The organism is Butyrivibrio sp. INlla14 (assembly GCF_900102515.1).
Classification (GTDB): Bacteria; Bacillota; Clostridia; order Lachnospirales; family Lachnospiraceae; genus Butyrivibrio.
The window spans coordinates 16958-35815 of the sequence record NZ_FMVS01000008.1 but is presented as its reverse complement, the minus strand read 5'-3'; the positions used below and the strand labels follow the sequence as shown (position 1 = coordinate 35815).

Below are 18858 nucleotides of genomic sequence, written 5' to 3'. Positions count from 1 at the left end.
TCCAATAAAAAATATGATGATATATGTTTGACCTTAGACACATATATCATCATATACTATAAGCCTAAACTATCTTATTGTGAACAGATTTTATTTTTTCCTGTCCTCTTTGCTTCATAGAGGGCTTCGTCTGCTCTTCCAAAGACGTCATCAGCCGTGTCATCATTTCTAAATTCAGTAAGGCCGATACTCACTGTGCAGTGCCCAGCATCACCAAATACCGTTGCCTCTATTTCTTTTCTCACCTTATCCATATAGGAAATGCCTTCAGCTACTGACATTCTAGGGATGACAAAAAGAAATTCCTCTCCGCCCCAGCGACCTATAATAGCCTTATTCTGACTAGCCACATGCTTTCTGAGCATATCGCTGATTCCAACTAAAACCTTATCTCCCTCAGCATGTCCATAGGTATCATTTATGACCTTAAAATCATCTATATCAATAATTCCCAGAACAACATCAAAGTCAAAGGATACAAAGTGAGAAACAGCCTCTCTTATGATGGTATCTACAACTCGTCTGTTATAAAGACCTGTCAGGGCATCAGTATCAGCCATCTGCTGAAGTTCATCATTGGCTGCACGGAGCTCTGCTGCCGTGACATTTATAAAGTTGGCTAGTCTTCTGACCATGGATATCTGGCCATGGATCTTCTGTTCCTCGCTCATCTCTATATGCCTGTCGCCATCACCTGTAGGCTGCGCCTTGGCACGGCCTCCCTCTCGCATACTGATAGCAATAAGGGTAACATGATGCTCTATGAGATAATCATCCATCCTCATGATCTCTCCGCTTGAATAAAAGCCGCTGACTGGCGCAATCTGGCTGAATGGACCAGTTTCTTTATTGATAAGATACTTCCAGTAGAGTCTTCTTACTCCGCAGGAATATAGGAAAATAGCCTGTGGAGCAAAATTTCTTACATGCTCTGTCAGTTCTGCAACATCACCCTTTATAACGTCCGGGTCTCCATAGGAAAGATTAACCTTGGTACCCTTGTCTATATCTGCCGCCAGATTTATTGACCCATCGGATGATTCGCAGGAAAAAGGAAGTCTAAGCACGTGTTTGCCATGCTGAGTTGTCATGATAGGAAACTCCAGCATATTGGAAAAGAAATCATCATCTGCATGAATATCAAGATACTTGCTGTAAATATCTGCTGCAGGAACATCATCAAGCTCATAGAGCCTCTTGCCATCTATCTTGGTAACTGTAAGATCCTTTCCAAGGGGTTTCCATCCTATGGCATGCCTTATATCAACGCACAACTCATCTCCTGAGTAGGTAACAAGAAGTACTCCCGCGTGACAGACCTTATCCTCATTTATAACACAGGTGTCAGTACCCGATATCACCTTATCAGCACTTCCACCGCCAAATATCTTAACGTCCTTCCTGCACTTTTCTACAGTGTTAAGGATAATATGAGAGTTTATGCTCTTTAAAGTGATCAGGATTTCCGCTGCCTTTATATTCTCGGTGGCATCAATTATCTCTTTTACCTTCTCACCAATTAAAGCCTCACCATTTTCAGGGCACTCAAGAAGATAAACTTCCGTATCTGTACTCTCAAACACAGAAACAGACATTACCATTCCATAATCTGCAAGATGTCCGTCGCAAATATCTCCATTTGAGCTGGTTCCACCAATACAGGCATTTGGATACATCTCCAGTATTGCATCCTGTACTTGTCTTATCTTTTCATCGTCAAAATATATCGAATACAGATGAAACAATATAGATCTGTAAGGATTTTTTATTGTATAGTTAAAGACCTGTCCAAGCGCCTTGGAAACTTCATCTGCGTTGGTAAACTCATAGTTAAACTGCTTCATTTTATGCCTCGCTTGAATCAAAAAGTTAAACTTCTGTTAAAGCAATTCCATTATAGCATTCTTTAAACTTTCTGAAAGGTCTGCAGTATAAATCCAGTCATAAAAGGCATCCATGGATAGATTATTTAATTTGTCATATACCATTTCTTTGTCAGTTGTGGCTATCCACGCTCTTTCAAGGATTTCAAAGACTAGGGCTTTATAGTCATTTTGTAAAAGATATACATTTTTAAGTTCATACACTGTATCAGAGTCTACATCAGCACCTGAAACTTCAACAATGGTCCTTCCTTTGTCAAAATAAAAGCCCTCCGCCCTGACACCATATATTTCAAAGCGGTAATTTCTTTTTGCAGGAATGAGGCTTGTATCTCCCCTGGCCTTTAAAACGCGAAGGCTTATGGTCTTATTTTCAAGGTCATGTTCAAAAGAAATCTCAGTCTCTGCAAAGGCTCCCTTTTCAAAGTCCATGCTGCTTCCGTCATCCTCATAAAGGGTGTAGCTTCCACTTTTGCCGCCACCAATTAAGACCTTTAAGTCAGCAGGATTTTCTGTTGTATTTTTTGTAAGATCACCTGCTGCCATTGGAACAATTCCTCCTTCTGGCAAAAGAACCGGAATCTGCGAAAGTTCTCTATAGAGCTTTTGAAGCCTCTCTCCCTTATATATAACGCCTGTAAAAATGTCATACCAGCGCCCCTTAGGGATAAGGGCCCTGACGCTACCAAGTCTAAGTTCCTTGTCCTGAGGCCTTGTTACTGCACACACAAGGAGGTCATCTCCAAAGCCATACTGATTTCGTACCTCATAGCTTTCAGGGCTGTCTTGATAATCATAGTACATTGGCCTTATAAGAGGCTTTGACTCCACATAGGCCCTATGATTTTCTGTATAAATATATGGGATAAGTGCATGTCTTAGCTGCATGAAGTCCCTGACAATGCTCCTGTAGGGCTCTGGGAGAAGCCAGGGTTCCTTGTTAAAGAAAGGACTGCAGCTGGAATGTATCCTCATTATAGGAGAAAAGACTCCAAACTCGATCCATCTTATAAGCCTGTCAAGGTCCTTGTCCCCCAGCATATGTCCGCCAATATCATGGCTCCAGGTTCCAAAGGCTATATTACTTGCTGTACTTGTAAAGAAGGGCTGGAAATCAAGGCTCTTCCAGGTAGTATGAGAATCTCCAGAAAATCCAACAGGGTATCTGTGGCTTCCAGGACCAGCATACCTTGAAAAGATCATGGGCCTTTTATTTCTCTTTTCCTGGTCCTTGTAGTGATAGTGATTTAAAAGAAGAAGTGGATCCACATCATCTTTCTTTTTGCCTGTGCCCTGCTGCCAGTCTATCCACCAAAAATCAACTCCATCTTCTTCATATGGATGCATTACCTTTGAAAAATAGGCATCCCTGTACTTTTTATCTCCAAAATCAAATTCGCAAGGTTTGCCACTTTCCGGATCAATAGATAGTTCTTTTGCCACATCCTCATACATGTCCTCAAAGGCTCTTATGCCATCTGCCGGATGAAGATTTAAAGTAACAGAAAGCCCGTTTTCATGGAGCTTTTTAAGAAACCTCCTATAATCCGGGAAAAGATCCTTATTCCAGGAATATCCAGTCCAGCCAGAGCCATATTTAGGGTCAACCTCTGTCACATGCCAGTCCATGTCAATAACCGCCACAGAAAGAGGAATCTTTTCTTTTGCAAAGTTACTTACAACCTCCATGTAACTATCTTCTGAGTACCTGTAATACCTGCTCCACCAGTTACCAAGGGCATATCTGGGAATCATTGGCATAGGGCCGCAAAGCCTTGTAAAATCCCTAAGCCCTGCGTAATAATCTGTCCCATAGCCAAAGAAGTATATATCAATGTTATCTCCTGTTCTGCTTACAAATTCTCCCTTTTCATAAACTGGAGACTTGCTATCATCAAGAACGGAATAGCCATTTTTTCCAAATATCCCCTTTTCAAGCCTTACTCTCCCATCTGCATCGTCAAGAGTTCTGGCCGTTCCTCCAAGATTAGAAAAATCTCCATAAAGCTCGCCAAAGTTCCACTTTTTACCAGTTTCCTTCATCTCGACAATAAGACCGTAGGAGGAAAAGGGCTCTTTATCATAGTTTATGAGTAGAGCACCCGTGTCTATCAAAAGACTCTCCTCCCCGTCTTGCACAGACAGACTGACCTTTGGAAAATCCCTGTTTACAACCATGAAGGATTTTCTGTCTTCAAAAACCCCCGTTTTGCTATATTCAAATCTCACCAGCCTGTCTGTCAGAACTGAAATACGATAATTGTCCCCTGTGATCATTTATCTGTCCTCATTTTAAGTAATAACGAAGTTCCGCCGTGAACATTTAGTTCATACCTTCCATCTAAAAGACATTTGCCGTCAAAAGAGATACCAAATTCATCAAGGTTTCCCTCAGGCTCTATAGCTCCTACAAGATTTACAGGAAGTGCGATCTTTACGTCTTCCTCTTCCATGGAAATAACTCCGAGGTATACTTCCTCCTCCATAAATCTTGCAATTGCAATGACCTTACCCTCTGCATAAAGGATCTTTCTTCCACCCTCTGCAAAAGCTCTTTTTTCACTGCGAAGATGAGCTATCTTCTGATAGGTTTTAAAGAAATCAGAAGCCTTGCGCTTATCTATATCTTCCCAGGGCATGTTATATCTAAAGCCGCTATCGTGCTCTATATAGCCATCAATGCCTAGTTCATCACCATAGTAGATGCAGGGTATTCCTGTAAAAAGAAGCTGTGAAATAGCTATGCTCTTCCATCTGTCTGAATCAATTTCGGAGTTATTATGAACTCTTGAAACATCATGGGAATCGAATAGATTCATGCTGCAGTCAGCTACTACCTGTGGGAGTCTTGTGTAATACTCATCAATTCTTGCTACCACATCTTTTGCTGTCATCTTGTAAGCAACTGCCTTTAGAGTCTCATTCCTCTCAAGGAAAAGGTCTTTTAGCCCTGCAAACTGTCTCATGATCCTGCCAAAGCCAAAATAGTTCATGGGAGCATTCCAAAGGTCCCCCTGCAAATATTCATTGCAGTCTCCCCAATGCTCGCCTATTATCATTGCATCTTCTTTTTCTTCTCTTATTGCCCCGCAGACTTCTCTCCAGAGCTCATCTGCCATCTGAAGGTCATCATTTCTTCCAAACACGTCAGCTACGTCAAAGCGCCAGCCATCAATGTCATAGGGAGGGCGCAGCCATTTTCTAAGAACTGAGTCCTTATTTCTGTATATAAGGTCTCTAAGCTCCTCGTTTCTGTAATCAAGGACAGGAAGTCCCTTAAAGCCAGCCCAGCCCTTTAAAGAGCCGTCATCTTCCTTAAAATAAAAGTGCCTTTTTTCCTTGACCCATGTATGCTCAAGTCCTGTATGATTTATGGAAATATCGAGGATTATACGCATTCCATTTTCATGAAGAGCCTTGGAGAGGGCTTCAAAAGCCTTATCTCCTCCAAGTGTCTCATCCACATGGAAATAGTCAGCGCAGTCGTACTTGTGCGGACTTGGGGCTGTAAATATTGGATTTAAGTAAACGGCTGTTACGCCAAGCTCCTTTAAATATGGGATTTTTTCTATAACTCCGTATAAAGAGTGATCTTTAAAGCTTGTGGGGAAAATCTGGTAATATACCGCCCCCTTTACCCATTCCGGTTCCTTATAAACAGAGCTTGATAGTAAGATAAAATTGTGGCTGTCATCAGGCACATAGGTTGATACCCCAGCCTGAGTGTAAAAGTAGATCACATCTTTGCAGGCAAGGACAAAATAGTAAGAAAGCCTTGGCTCGTTCATGTCAGTTTCTGCCACATAATAACTTAGGCCTGAAGCAGACTTTTCTTTTGCCATCTCTATGTACTCTTCTGCCCCATTTCTGATCCTGCGGATAAATATCTTTTCTACAGGACTGTTGTTAAGTAGTCTTAATCTGATCTTTATCTTTTCTAAAAGAGCAGGCGTTTTACTGCTTACAAACCCTAAAGTTCCATCGCTATATATACTGTCTAAAAAACTACTCATGTCTTTCCTTTCAAAAATCATCCCTTAACTGAACCTGACAAGCCCTCAACATAAAATCTCTGAAGCCAGATAAACAGAATCACAATAGGAAGAGCAACAACCACTGCTCCTGCCGCAAACTGTGTATAGTAGGTGTCAATTCTCTTAAAGTCTGTAAGCCAGAAAAGACCTACGGCTACTGTGTAAGAACTCTGTTTGTCACCAAAGAGCATGCTTGGGAAGATGTAGTCAGACCATGCTCCTAAAAAACCGCCAAGTACTGTATAGACTATGATTGACTTTGAAAGTGGTAAAGTCACATGCAAAAAGATCTGCAGTCTTGATGCTCCGTCGATGATTGCGGCCTCGTCGATTGCCTTTGGAATAGTGTCAAAAAAGCCCTTGCTGACGTGATAACCCATGGCTGCGCCTGCTGCGCTCACAACGATAAGTGCCATAAGAGACTGATTAAGTCCAAGGCCTTTTAAGATGTTGTAAACGGCAATAAGTGACATAAAGCCAGGGAACATGCCGATTATCATAAGAATGTTCATAAAAGCTTTTCTTCCGGCAAATCTTGTTCTACTAAGAACGTAAGAGGTTCCAAGCACAATAAGTGTGTTTATAACGCAGCTGCAGGTTGCAACAATAAGAGTGTTGAGCCACCATCTTCCAAAGGGAAGTACGCTGTTATTTGTAAAAAGATTTATAAAGTTGTCGAAGGTAAATCCATGTGGGATAAAGTATCCTACATAATAGCCCTGCTCTGCTCTAAAGGCTGTCAGCACAATCCAGAGAATTGGAAAGAGCCAGATAGCTCCAAGAACTGTAAGTGCAATGTATCCTCTGTTTGTCCTTGTAACCTTCATAACAAGCAAAAGAGCTACGAAGGAAAAGACAAATCCAAGCCAATAGCCGTATCCCAGATTTCTATTTAGAAAATTCCCAGAAAGACCTGCTGCCTTGCAGATAGTCCTTGTTGAGAACATTAAAAGTCCCCAGAACACTGTAGAAATAGCCTGAAGAGACTGCCATATCTTTACTAAAGCTACTGTTGTCTTAAAGAAGCTGACTACTGCAAGAACTGCCGAAACTGAGGCAAAAAACATTGTCAGATACACAAAAAGATATGATCTTGAAAAAGTATCCTGACCTGCAAGTTCCATGCAGGCTGCAACTAGGGATTTCTTTTCCTCTTCAATCGAAATGTAGGGCATGAAAAGAGAGATTGCTGAAAGAATGGCTGCAATAACTCCATACAGGTGCTTATCAAGGTTTAAACCTATAACTATCTTATTTTGTCTGTTCATTACTGGAAGCCCTCCTCATTCTTCATTGCGCCTGACCTTGAGAAAGAAATAAGTGTAAACACAGCTGAGATTACAAAGATAATGATGCCTATTGTTGCTGCAAGATTGTAATCATTACTATCCTTGGTCAGCTTGTAAAGCCAGGTAACAAGAAGATCTGTCTTGCCTGCGCCCTTGAAGTAATCAAGAGTAAGCGGCTCTCCTCCTGTCAGGAAGTAGATTGGGTTAAAGTTGTTAAAGTTGCTGATAAGGTTAGCGATAATGTAAGGAGTTGTCACAAACCACATGTAAGGGAATGTGATCTTTCTAAACATAGTAACCGGCCCAGCTCCATCGATCTTGGCACTTTCATAGAGTTCTCCCGGGATATTCATAAGGATTCCGGAAACCATCAGCATGGTTACAGGAACGCCGATCCAGAAGTTAACTACGATAACTGATACTCTGGCCCAGGTCACACTTGTAAGGAATGGAAGTGCAGCTTCTGTAAAGCCCCACTGCTGCAAGAGGACATTTATGATTCCCCTTTCTCCCAGCATTGTTGAAACCACTCTAAGTGAGATGAATCCAGGTATAGCCATGGTTATAACAAAAACGGTGCGCCAGAATTTTTTATATTTAATTCCTTTGGAATTTATTATCATTGCTAAGATCATTCCGCCAAAATAGCAGGAAAAAGTGGCTGCAAAGCCCCATATAAGGGTCCATCCAAGTACAGGCCAGAAGGTATTTGAAAGCCTGTCACCAGTTGATAGCAGCGTAAAAAAATTCTTTATGCCAACCCAGGTAAAGAGATTTCCCGGTGGCTGATGATCCTGGTCATAGTTGGTAAATGCCATCAGGATCATATAAATAAGTGGCATTACTGTAAAAATAGATAGTCCCAGTACTGGAACTGACAAAAGCAGAAAATGTACATTTTCGTTGGCAAGGCTCTTTATATCTTCAAGGAAGGAGCTTGCTCTTTTGCCAAGTGCTCTTGCAGATCTTGCCTTCTCACCTGAATATATGGAAAAGAGCCATGTTGCAAGGAAAGCTCCTGTTAATACAAGTGTCATTACTCCCTCAAGGAGTATGAGCATGGAGTTATCGCCCTTAGTTACTTCATAGATTCCAAGGCTCTCGTTGTAAACCATGCCCTGAGTGCTCTCACCCAAAGTCCTCATCATGTGTAGGTTGTGATTGCCCATCATGGCCATAAAAGCTATGTAGAGAGCTTCTATAGCTGCAAAAATAAATCCCTTTATGACCTGACCGTTTCTGATATTGGAAAGTCCCATTATCAAATAAGACAGCTTTGAAAAAATATCCCCTTTGGTAAAAGTAGTTATGATATTTCTGTTGTTTACTAGCTTCATATTTAAAACCTCTTTGTGTTTGAAGAGTCGTACTACATATTGTTTTGGAAAGAACAAAGCATGTTGAATGCAACATGCTTTGCCCATAATTATTCTTACTAGAACATATCCTCGCAAATTAAGGAGCTTGTTCTTTGGTTACTCAGTAAGTGTACTTGTGATGCTGTCTACAAGCGCATCGAGCTGTGCCTGAAGATTAGCCTCTGTGATCTCCTGGTTGTAAATACCTACACCAAAGGCCTTCATAGGATCCCAGTAATCTCCCATCTTAGCGATACTTGGCTGGTTAGTTGCAAGAGCAGCCTGATCGTTAAGGGCGCTGGCTACGATGTCATTCTTGATCTCATCACTCTCAGAAAGTGACTTAAGTACAGGAACATCACCCTGCTTGTTGTATCTTGAAAGGCAGCTCTCCTGACTTGCCATGTATACTGCAAGCTGCTGAGCGCAGAGAGGATACTGTGTATTTGACTTAACTGTGATAGTCTTGAAATCTACGAAGTTAGAGAGCTGAACATCCTTACCGCCGATGTTTGCTACAGGAAGGGCAACTGCCCCAACCTTATCACCAAGAGCCTCTCTAAATTCAGGTGCACTCCATGCTCCGCTTGTTACTGCGCCAAGCTTACCTTCCTTGAAGGCACTTCCGCCTACGCCATCTGCATCCTCAAGGTACTTAGGGTTCTTAGCAAGGTCAATCATGTACTGGCCTGCTGCAAATCCATTAGCATCGTTAAATGAGCAGTTTGTCTCATCAGTTCCATCTTCTCCGAAAAGTGTGCAGCCATTTCCAAGGAAGAACATCTCTGCGTACCAGGAATTAGTAAACTGTGTACTAAAGTTCCACATTCCATCACCAAGATCTTTTGCCATCATTGTGTCAAGGCTCTTAACCTCTTCCTCTGTAAAGAAATCCTTGTTGTAGTACATAAAGAATGTATTAGGTGAAAATGGAACTGCGTATGTAAGTCCATCAACTGTTACAGCGTTTATAGCGCTCTCTGGAAGATCTGCAGCAAGAACATCAAAGTCCTTGGTTATAGGAAGTAAAAGTCCCTTTGCAGCAAGATCACCAACACCGCCGCTTGGTGTATAGAAGATATCAGCAGCTGTATCTGCATCTGTTCCAAGAGCCTGAGGCGCTTCGTCTATACCTACAACTGCAATTTCATAGGTTATGTTGAACTCATCGTGAGCCTCGTCGAACTTTTTAACCATCTCATCAGTAATATCTACTTCCTCTTCAGGAACCCAGATCTTAAGTGTTACGTCCTGAGTTTCTGCAGCAGGCGCTGCATCACCAGCAGTAGTTGTTGCTGTTTCAGATGTCTTTGAATCTGCGTTTGCAGTATTTGCCTGCTCTGCTCCACATCCTGCTACAGTGCTAAGAGCAATAGCACTTGTCAGCATGAGGGCCCCAATTTTTTTAGCTTTCATTTGTGAAATCCTCCTTTTAAAACAAAAAATAAAATAAAAAAATAATTGGTTAATCGGTTTACCAAGACTATAACCAAATACATTTTTCCGGTCAACACGTTAACGGGATTTTCCATTTTATAGCTAAAAAAATAGCCGTCCCCCGGAAGAAACGACTAATTTTTTATTAGTTTTACATATGCGTTTAGGTTATCTGTTTACTGCTTTCGCATCATTCATTTAAAGATCTCACGGACTGCCTCTCATAGACTCTTATATGCTGCCTTTCATCAGCAGTTATCTGCACTCCGCTTTCTATCATTTTAAAGAGGTAATCGCCAGCCTTTCTGGCTTTCCACTCAAAATCCTGGGCAACAGAAGTAAGCTTAGGCGTCATTAGTTCGCAGTCAGGAAGATTATCAAAACCTATCACTGACATATCATATGGCACCCTGATCCCGCACTGCTTGAGCCCTTCAATAACGCCAAAGGCCACAATATCTGACATGCAGGCTATAGCTGTAAAGTCACCGCTGTTAAAGGCAATGTCCTGACCAACGGCAACTGCGTTATTATAGGTGGATGTTGTATAGTAAATATTGCCCTTTTTAAAGGGAACTCCTGCCTCCTTGCAGGCATCAGAAAAGCCTCTATAGCGCTCCTTTATAACTCCCTCTGATTCTATGTCGGGAGTAACAAGGGCAAGCTTCTTGTGGCCTTTCCCAATAAGATATCTGGCTGACAAATAGCCTCCACGGTAGTCCTCAATGCCGATGTTCACTATCTTCTCTCCTGGTGCATAGGTATCAAGATATACAATTGGAATATCTATCTGTTTTCTGATTTCCGGAACTTCGTCCTTGTAAACACCTAAAAAGAAAGCACCATCTACATTCCAGGAGGACAAAAGAGGCAATATTTCTCTTGGATCTCCCACACACCTTAGCATGAGGTAATAATCCTTTCTCCTTATGTATTTCTCTAAAGATGCGATGATATGAGCATTATAGGGATTTGTAAAAAAGTCTTCATCCTTGCCAAGATAAGGAACAACTACTCCAATGAGTCTGCTCTCCTTTTTGACCAGAGATCTTGCCATTACACTTGGCTTGTAGCCAGTCTCCTTTATGATCTCATCTATCTTGGCCTTGGTTTCCTGGGAAACCTTGGATAGCTTGCCATTTATTACATTTGATACAGTAGCTGTACTAACTCCTGCTCTCTTTGCGATTTCTCTTATATTCACTACTTCTCTCCATTGATTCTGCGATCAAGTTAAGGTATAAGACCCCAGGCTTTATCGCCGGTAAAAACTGTAGGTTTAAGTTAACCGTTTAACCTATGCTTACTATACATAGCATTATGCTGTTGTGTCAAGAAGAAGTGCATTTGCCTATTTCCACCACTTTCGTGTAAGTCTGAAATGTACTGGTCACTGTGACTTGTTAACTTGTTTATATGATTTTGCCTATAGTTCACTTTTCGTGTAATGGCTTGATTTCACTGGCTTATATGAATTTGATGAATTTTACGTTTTCATGTAAAGCGGCCTTGGAGCTTGTTTATATGCATTTACTCATTTCTACCACTTTCGTATAAGTCTGAAATGTACTGGTCACTGTGACTTGTTTAACTTGTTTATATGATTTTGCCTATAGTTCACTTTTCGTGTAATGGCTTGATTTCGCTGGATTATATGAATTTGATGATTTTTACGTTTTCGTGTAAAGCGGCCTTGGAGCTTGTTTATATGCATTTACTCATTTCTACCACTTTCGTATAAGCCAGGCATGAACTGGTTTCTGTGACTTACTTGGCTTGTTTATATGAATTTGATATTTCTTGCACTTTCGTGTAAGCACGCTTAAGGGTGTGAGTTATATGAAAAAAGAAAATTGCTCAAATGCATATAAATATGTTCAAATTCTGTATTACACGAAAGTAGTAGAAATAGCTAAATGCATGCAATTTTCCTCTAGTTTGAATATAGTCAACATATATGGTAATATCTTGTAGTTGCGGTTTGATTTATAACTCAAAAATACAAATATGAAAGGAAAATATTTATGCGTATTGCAGTAACTTATGATAACGGCGAAGTGTTCCAGCACTTTGGACATACAGAGAGTTTCAAGATCTACAATGTAGAGGATGACAAGATTGTATCTTCAGAAGTAATCTCATCAAATGGTCAGGGACATGGTGCTCTTGCAAATGTTCTTGCTGGTGAAGAAGTAGATGTGCTTATCTGCGGCGGTATCGGCGGCGGTGCTCATCAGGCGCTTACAGATAACGGAATCAAGATCTGTGCTGGTGCTTCAGGAGATGCAGACAAGGCAGTAGAGAGCTTCCTTAAGGGAGAGCTTGAGGATTCAGGTATCAACTGTGACCACCACGGAGAGGGACACACATGTGGAGACCACGAAGATGGACATTCCTGCGGTGGACATGATGAAGAAGGCGGATGTGGTGGATGCCACAGCGATGAAGAGGAAGGCGGCTGCGGCGGAGGTTGCGGCGGATGCAGCGGATGCCACTCAGAGCCTTTGTTTGAAGGTAAGAACGTTGGTAAGACTTGCAGAGTTCACTACACAGGAACTTTCAATGACGGTGAGAAGTTTGATTCTTCCTATGACAGAGGCGAGCCTCTTGAATTCGTATGTGGAATGGGCATGATGATCCACGGCTTTGACAAGGCTGTTGCTGAAATGAATGTTGGAGATATCGTAGACATCCACCTTACACCAAATGAAGCTTACGGCGAATTTGATCCTGATGCAGTATTCACCCTCAAGATTTCTGAGCTTCCCGGCTCTGAGAGCCTTTCTGTTGGCCAGAGAGTTTACCTTCAGGACATGTACGGAAGACCAATTCCAGTTCTGGTAAAAGATAAAACTGATGAAGAGGTAACTTTTGACGCCAACCACGAGATGGCAGGCAAGGATCTCAACTTTAAGATTGAACTTGTAGAAATCAAGGAAGCCTGAGATTAAAGCCTTAAATGATCGCTATTTGAGTTAAAACATCACCATTGACAGTGTTTGCATGTGACCGATATAATTGTATAAAAGTAATGCGAAATTACGCATACTGCAAAAAACTATCAATGGAGGGTATGAAATGAAGAATCTTTTGGATCTAACAGGAAAAGTTGCACTTGTTACAGGCGCATCTTCTGGCCTTGGAGTTCAGTTTGCCAAAGCGCTGGCTGAACAAGGCGCAGATATAGCCATATGCGCACGCCGTCTTGAAAAGCTCGAAGCTGTCAAGAAAGATATCGAAGCTCTTGGGGTTAAGTGCTTTGCATATAAGTGCGACGTTTTAAAGGTAGACGAAATCCGTGCTATGGTAAAAGCAGTTGAAGAACACTATGGCAAGATTGATATCCTGGTAAACAATGCCGGTGTTGGCGATGCTACCCCAGCAGCAGATCTTCCTGATGAAACCTGGAGAAACGTTCTTGGAACAAACCTCGATGCAGTCTTTTATGTTGCCAGAGAAGTTGGAAAAGTTATGTTAAAGAACGGCTATGGCAAAATCATAAATGTAGGATCTCTTCATTCCGAAGTTGTTATGTCTAATACTACCTGGCCAGTTCCTGCATATGCAGCTGCCAAGGGCGGAGTTAAAATGCTTACAAAGGCTCTTGCTGTTGAATGGGCTAAGAGCGGAATTACAGTTAACGCCATTGGACCAGCTTACTTTGGCAGTGAGATGACCAATGATATCCTTTCAACAGGTGGCTTTGACCCTGTTGCTGCAGCTTACTGCCCTATGGGAAGAGCTGGTAGAGAGGGCGAGCTTAACGGAGCAGTTCTTTACTTTGCATCTGATGCTTCATCTTATACTACAGGACAGATTCTCTACATCGACGGTGGTTGGACTGCAATCTAAATGATATCGTACTGAAAGTCAAACAAGCTTAACATGAATGCATGTTAAGCTTGTTTTTTGCCAGTCGTAAAGACATGGAACACGAAGTGCAGAATGTTTGTGTGCAGGATTGATTAGCTGTCAGCTTACTCGATTCATCAAAGAATATCGATATGTTCTCCAGCAAGGGCCTTGTTCATGCTGCGGACAGCGCAGAACTTGCCGCACATAGAGCAGGTGTCATCAAATTCTGGTGCACGGTCTGCTCTGATAGCCTTGGCTGTCTCTGGATCAATCGCACACTCCCACTGTCCATCCCAATCAAAGTCTTTTCTCGCCTCAGCCATCTTGTTATCAATATCCATGGCATGAGGTATTTTTTTTGCTATATCAGCTGCATGAGCTGCAATCTTGGAAGCAATGATTCCCTGTTTAACATCATCAACATTAGGAAGTGCCAGGTGCTCAGCCGGAGTTACATAGCACAAAAATGCTGCTCCTGCTGCTCCTGCAATAGCGCCTCCAATTGCAGATGTGATGTGGTCATAGCCTGGAGCAATATCTGTAACAAGAGGTCCAAGTACATAGAATGGCGCTCCCATGCAGATTGTCTGCTGAATTTTCATATTAGCTGCTATCTGATCCATTGGCATGTGTCCAGGGCCTTCTACCATAACCTGAACATCCTTCTCCCAGGCTCTCTTTGTAAGCTCGCCTAGTCTTACAAGCTCTTCTATCTGGCAAACATCACTGGCATCTGCAAGGCATCCTGGCCTGCAGGCATCTCCAAGAGATATTGTCACATCGTACTCTCTGCAAATATCAAGAATCTCATCATAATACTCATAAAAAGGATTCTCCTGTCCTGTCATGCTCATCCAGGCAAAAACTAGAGACCCTCCGCGAGATACAATGTTCATTTTTCTCTTGTGCTTTTTGATCTGGTCAATTGTCTTTCTGGTAATTCCACAGTGAAGAGTTACAAAATCAACACCATCCTGAGCGTGAAGTCTTATAACATCTATAAAGTCCTTGGCTGTAAGTTCTGATAAGTCCCTCTGATAGTGGATAACACTGTCATAAACTGGAACTGTGCCCAGCATTACAGGGCACTCCTCTACAAGCTTTTTTCTAAAGGGCTGTGTATTTCCGTGAGATGAAAGATCCATGATTGCGTCAGCTCCCATATTTACAGCTGCCATTACCTTTTCCATCTCGATATTGTAATCCTTGCAATCTCTTGATACACCAAGGTTTACATTTATCTTTGTCCTGAGCATTGAGCCTACGCCCTTTGCTTCCAGGCACTTGTGATTTTTGTTGGCACAGATTGCAACCTGCCCTTTAGTCACAAGATTTCTGATTTCCTCTGGAGTGCGGTACTCATCCCTGGCAACCTTCTCCATCTCCTTGGTAATAATTCCTTTCCTTGCAGCTTCCATCTGTGTTGAATAATTTCCCATAATTTCCCTTCCTTTTTCATAGGTTTTTTCTACTGTAAAAATCAATTAGTGATAAAGTGGTCCTCTACCATGGCCCAAATCAAGCCCCATTGATATGCATTCTGTTATATAGTCTTTCGCAAGACTCATAGCTTTTTCTATTGTCTTTCCCTTGGCAAGCCCGCAGGCAATGGCACTTGATAAGGTGCAGCCTGTTCCATGGGTATTGCTGTTATCTATCCGTTTTCCAGTCAGCCAAATGCGCCGGAATCCTAAATTCTCGCCGCGTTCTTGCCACATGTCACATGCATTTTCCATTTCAACGATGTTTAAATCATCACTACTATACCGGCTTCCCGGCATCAGATAGAGAAGATCATCTGAACTATCATCTCCGGCAAAAGAGCTATGTCCACCCTTAATAAGAACGCTACAGCCGCAAAAATCTGATATAATGCGGGCGGCTAACTCCATATCTTCTTTCGAAGATATTTTTTCTATACTGCAGATATCTTCATCTATACTATTGATATCCTCACCTATACTATTGGTATAGAATATATTTTTATCTATTCTGACTAAGTTCTTTTTATAATCTTCCCCAGATGAAATATACATATTCTTAAAGCTCTGGTCCTGACAAATAGCGGATATACTCTTTATTATTTTCTCTACCTCAGGAATATTGGGCGTTATAAGAGTGCATCTTTTAAATAACTCTTTTATCATGTATTCCAGATCGCTATTTCTGGATAACTCTGTTCCTGAAGTGGAACTAAGTACTGGATCCAGCACTACATTTTTTATCTTGTATTTATCAATAGCCCTGCAGACTACTTCCATAATGTTTCTATCAGGTAACATGCCGATTTTTACTGCATCAGGTTGTATATCTGATAAAACTGCTTCAAGCTGTTTTTCAACAAATGCATGTTCAACATTCATCACAGCCGACACACCCAGCGTGTTCTGAGCTGTGAGTGCCGTGATGACACTCATACCATATACATCAAAGGCTTCCATGGTCTTAAGGTCAGCCTGTATTCCAGCTCCTCCCGAAGGATCGCTCCCTGCAATGGTTAGTACTGTTTTTTGTTTCATGGTTTTTCCTTACCTTCCAGCAATATCTAGTGTGCTGTTTTGTGACGAAGTAGATGAATTCAGATACAAGAAATATAGTTAATTATGAATGAGTCAGTACACTAGTAGTGATGCACTAGCTACAAGAAGTTCCCTTGCTGCTTTCCCAGAATCCTCTGCCTTCATGATTGCTGACACGACGCAAATCCCGGCTATTGGAGCGCCTTTAAGTATCTCAAGGTTATCCTTATTAAGGCCGCCTATGGCATTTGCAGGGATTGGAACTGCTGCGCAGATTTCTTTTAACGTATCTACTGATGTAAGCACTGTCTTAACCTTGGTGGTTGTGGGGTAAATAGCGCCAACTCCAAGATAGTCTGCCCCGTTTTTATAAGCCTCAAGAGCCTGGGGAACAGTCTTTGTTGTGGCACCAATTATCATGTCATCTCCCACAATTTTCCTTGCTATATCAATAGGCATATCGCTCTGGCCAAGATGTACACCTTCTGCTCCTATGGCCATGGCAACATCAATTCGATCATCAATTATAAGAGGCACTCCGAATTCTTTTGTAATATCATGAACTTTTGTGGCAAGCTCCATGTACTCTCTTGTGGTCTTATTCTTTTCCCTAAGCTGCAAAAGTGTCACTCCACCCTCAAGGGCATCCCTTACCTTCTCTAAAAAAACTTCTTCTGAGAGCCCTGTACTATCTGTCACAAGGTAAAGTTTCATCATCTTTCTATCAAAATTCTTCATCTTTTTGCCCATCCTCATACAAAAATTGCAGCTCGTCCAAAAATGCCACCTGAAAGCTACCGGTTCCAACTCTTCTTCCTTTTTCCAAAACCTTGTCGTAGGCCTTTTCACCGGCAATTCCATAGAGAATACAGGCCCTGGCAACTGCGCTAAGGCTCTGCTCTTTTGCAAGGAAACGGGCGCAGGAAGCGCCAAGTGCGCAGCCTGTGCCTGTAACAAGACTCATCATAGGATGGCCACTATCATTTATGAGTAGTTTTCCGGCAAAAGACATAACATCTCTCTTACCAGTAGCTAGGATAGCCGCATTTAACTTCTCCGATAGTTTCATGCTTATTTCTGTGACAGAAGAAAAATCTATATCCTCCTGAGCATCAACGCCTTTGCCCCTGTATGTTTCATCAAAGAGAGACTTTATCTCTGAATAGTTTCCTTTGATCAGGAGTTTTAGATCTTCTGTGTCTTGTTCTAAACTCATTTTTCTACAATTATCTATGAAAGTATTAAGTTCAAAAAAGAACCTCCGCCTAAGCTCAGAGCAGGATGCTCCCACTGCATCGATGACAACCGGAATATCTTTTTCCATGGCTACAGACAAGGCTCTTTTCATAGCTTCCATTCTGGTATCGCTTATGTTCCCAAGATTTAAAAGAAGTGCTGAAGCGGTTTTTGTGATTTCTTTTACCTCATCTGGATGCTCTGCCATGATTGGCTTGGCGTCAAGAGCAAGTACCACATTGGCACTAAGGTTCATGGCTATTGGGTTTGTGATGCAGTGGATAAGATCAGACATTTAGGCAGCCTTTTCCTTTCTATCTTCGTCTTTTAAGCTATTCTGGATCTTGGTAAGAACACCTGTTGCCTTAAGATGCAGGAGAAGTACCAGCGCAATACTGCCACCGATAAGGGTTCCCATGATAAATGAAGGCACATAGAAAAACAGTGTCAGTTCTTCTCTTCCCCAAAGATAGGTCATAACAGGGTAGGATACGATGGCGCCAATAATGCCGGTTCCGATGATTTCCCCAAGAACTGCTGCTATGATCTTACCTTTTGATAATTTGTAGAAAATGCCAGATAAAGCGGCACCAAAGACTGCGCCAGTAAGGGCAAGTGGGGGAATTCCCATAAAGGCCATTCTGATAATACCAATCAGAAGCGCACACAAAAAGGCATAGCCAGGGCCCATAAATACAGCGCAGGTGATGTTGATAAGATGCGCCATCGGGCACATACCCTCAACCCTCAGGATTGGAGAAATCACAACCCCCATCGCAACAAACATTGCTAAAGTTACCATTTTCAATAAGCTACTACGTTTTTTCATACTGTCCCCTTTTCTCAGACGAGGAGCTTAGGATTAGGGTTGCTATCGAGTAGAAGACGACTAGTCTTTCTACTCGTCTGCGAGCCGCTGGTCAGCATAGCTGACATATTTCATATCAGCGGCTCTGCAAGAACAAAGAGTCGCTAGCGACTCTTTCGCGCCAGAGCGGTATTGCGAAGCAATAAACTTCATCTCCGCGAGGTGCGCATCCACAGCGGAGCGTTTTTTATTGAATAGGAAAGCAATTTCCTATTCAATAAGAAAGCGGATGCAACCTAAAATGGCTACATCCGCATAAGCTCTCCTATTATCAGGCGTCCCTACGTTGGCATTATCCAAATCAGGTTCTCGGTCGAAGGTCTCACCTTCCTCTCAGCCTGTTATACAAGCTCCCGTCTGTTCAATTTTTCCTTATCAT

General features: G+C 42.0%; 14 protein-coding genes and 1 riboswitch. Of the genes, 2 read left to right on the top strand and 12 right to left on the bottom strand.

Translation table 11 applies throughout. The features are described from left to right. Nucleotides 1–74: 74 nt before the first annotated feature. The 7 genes from BLO53_RS06775 to BLO53_RS06745 form a co-directional block, all read right to left on the bottom strand. Complete coding sequence (locus BLO53_RS06775) at nt 75–1844, bottom strand: sensor domain-containing diguanylate cyclase (protein WP_092059934.1); 1770 nt, start codon at nt 1842–1844, stop codon at nt 75–77. A 36-nt stretch (nt 1845–1880) separates the two neighbouring features. Continuing rightward, nucleotides 1881–4160: a glycoside hydrolase family 31 protein gene (locus BLO53_RS06770; RefSeq protein WP_092059932.1), complete on the bottom strand. Its 2280-nt coding sequence runs from the start codon at nt 4158–4160 to the stop codon at nt 1881–1883. Next, the gene (locus BLO53_RS06765) at nt 4157–5896 is read right to left on the bottom strand and encodes an alpha-amylase family glycosyl hydrolase (protein ID WP_176757195.1); all 1740 of its coding nucleotides are present in this window, start codon (nt 5894–5896) and stop codon (nt 4157–4159) included. Before BLO53_RS06765 ends, BLO53_RS06770 begins: the two co-directional genes overlap by 4 nt. 17 nt (nt 5897–5913) lie before the next feature. After that, nucleotides 5914–7185, bottom strand: coding sequence for a sugar ABC transporter permease (locus tag BLO53_RS06760; protein ID WP_207648469.1), 1272 nt, complete (start codon nt 7183–7185; stop codon nt 5914–5916). After that, nucleotides 7185–8543 (bottom strand): carbohydrate ABC transporter permease, encoded by a 1359-nt coding sequence (locus BLO53_RS06755; RefSeq protein ID WP_092059928.1) that lies wholly within the window; start codon nt 8541–8543, stop codon nt 7185–7187. Before BLO53_RS06755 ends, BLO53_RS06760 begins: the two co-directional genes overlap by 1 nt. Nucleotides 8544–8681: 138 nt before the next feature. Beyond that, nucleotides 8682–9980 carry an extracellular solute-binding protein gene (locus tag BLO53_RS06750; RefSeq protein ID WP_092059926.1) on the bottom strand — a complete coding sequence of 433 codons (1299 nt, stop codon included), beginning with the start codon at nt 9978–9980 and terminating at the stop codon, nt 8682–8684. 211 nt (nt 9981–10191) lie between these two features. Beyond that, nucleotides 10192–11205, bottom strand: a complete 1014-nt coding sequence (locus tag BLO53_RS06745) for a LacI family DNA-binding transcriptional regulator (protein WP_092059924.1) — start codon at nt 11203–11205, stop codon at nt 10192–10194. Nucleotides 11206–12025: 820 nt separating this feature from the next. On the opposite strand from BLO53_RS06745, the gene BLO53_RS06740 reads away from it, so the two are divergent. Both BLO53_RS06740 and BLO53_RS06735 read left to right on the top strand, forming a co-directional pair. Further along, complete coding sequence (locus BLO53_RS06740; protein ID WP_092059922.1) at nt 12026–12946, top strand: FKBP-type peptidyl-prolyl cis-trans isomerase; 921 nt, start codon at nt 12026–12028, stop codon at nt 12944–12946. Between the two features lie 133 nt (nt 12947–13079). After that, nucleotides 13080–13853 carry an SDR family oxidoreductase gene (locus BLO53_RS06735; protein WP_092059920.1) on the top strand — a complete coding sequence of 258 codons (774 nt, stop codon included), beginning with the start codon at nt 13080–13082 and terminating at the stop codon, nt 13851–13853. 137 nt (nt 13854–13990) lie between these two features. On the opposite strand, the gene thiC is transcribed toward BLO53_RS06735, so the two are convergent. The 5 genes from thiC to thiW form a co-directional block, all read right to left on the bottom strand. After that, nucleotides 13991–15295 (bottom strand): phosphomethylpyrimidine synthase ThiC, encoded by a 1305-nt coding sequence (thiC, locus tag BLO53_RS06730; protein ID WP_092060097.1) that lies wholly within the window; start codon nt 15293–15295, stop codon nt 13991–13993. A gap of 45 nt (nt 15296–15340) precedes the next feature. Next, a complete protein-coding gene (thiD, locus tag BLO53_RS19610) occupies nt 15341–16375 on the bottom strand; it encodes a bifunctional hydroxymethylpyrimidine kinase/phosphomethylpyrimidine kinase (RefSeq protein ID WP_242875325.1) in 1035 nt (344 codons plus the stop codon). Between the two features lie 93 nt (nt 16376–16468). Then, complete coding sequence (gene thiE / locus BLO53_RS06720; protein ID WP_092059918.1) at nt 16469–17113, bottom strand: thiamine phosphate synthase; 645 nt, start codon at nt 17111–17113, stop codon at nt 16469–16471. Then, on the bottom strand, nt 17100–17906 hold the full coding sequence (locus tag BLO53_RS06715; protein ID WP_092059916.1) for a hydroxyethylthiazole kinase: 807 nt from the start codon (nt 17904–17906) through the stop codon (nt 17100–17102). The genes thiE and BLO53_RS06715 overlap by 14 nt, the downstream gene beginning before the upstream one ends. Further along, nucleotides 17907–18440, bottom strand: coding sequence for an energy coupling factor transporter S component ThiW (thiW, locus tag BLO53_RS06710; RefSeq protein ID WP_092059914.1), 534 nt, complete (start codon nt 18438–18440; stop codon nt 17907–17909). 299 nt (nt 18441–18739) lie between these two features. Then, a riboswitch (TPP riboswitch) is annotated at nt 18740–18844 on the bottom strand. Nucleotides 18845–18858: the final 14 nt, after the last annotated feature.

Excerpts from the sequence above, each read along its gene's own strand:
- BLO53_RS06775 (WP_092059934.1), bottom strand. The coding sequence starts at position 1,844 with ATGAAGCAGTTTAACTATGAGTTTACCAACGCAGATGAAGTTTCCAAG.
- BLO53_RS06770 (WP_092059932.1), bottom strand. The coding sequence starts at position 4,160 with ATGATCACAGGGGACAATTATCGTATTTCAGTTCTGACAGACAGGCTG.
- BLO53_RS06765 (WP_176757195.1), bottom strand. The coding sequence starts at position 5,896 with ATGAGTAGTTTTTTAGACAGTATATATAGCGATGGAACTTTAGGGTTT.
- BLO53_RS06760 (WP_207648469.1), bottom strand. The coding sequence starts at position 7,185 with ATGAACAGACAAAATAAGATAGTTATAGGTTTAAACCTTGATAAGCAC.
- BLO53_RS06755 (WP_092059928.1), bottom strand. The coding sequence starts at position 8,543 with ATGAAGCTAGTAAACAACAGAAATATCATAACTACTTTTACCAAAGGG.
- BLO53_RS06750 (WP_092059926.1), bottom strand. The coding sequence starts at position 9,980 with ATGAAAGCTAAAAAAATTGGGGCCCTCATGCTGACAAGTGCTATTGCT.
- BLO53_RS06740 (WP_092059922.1), top strand. The coding sequence starts at position 12,026 with ATGCGTATTGCAGTAACTTATGATAACGGCGAAGTGTTCCAGCACTTT.
- BLO53_RS06735 (WP_092059920.1), top strand. The coding sequence starts at position 13,080 with ATGAAGAATCTTTTGGATCTAACAGGAAAAGTTGCACTTGTTACAGGC.
- thiC (WP_092060097.1), bottom strand. The coding sequence starts at position 15,295 with ATGGGAAATTATTCAACACAGATGGAAGCTGCAAGGAAAGGAATTATT.
- thiD (WP_242875325.1), bottom strand. The coding sequence starts at position 16,375 with ATGAAACAAAAAACAGTACTAACCATTGCAGGGAGCGATCCTTCGGGA.
- thiE (WP_092059918.1), bottom strand. The coding sequence starts at position 17,113 with ATGAAGAATTTTGATAGAAAGATGATGAAACTTTACCTTGTGACAGAT.
- BLO53_RS06715 (WP_092059916.1), bottom strand. The coding sequence starts at position 17,906 with ATGTCTGATCTTATCCACTGCATCACAAACCCAATAGCCATGAACCTT.
- thiW (WP_092059914.1), bottom strand. The coding sequence starts at position 18,440 with ATGAAAAAACGTAGTAGCTTATTGAAAATGGTAACTTTAGCAATGTTT.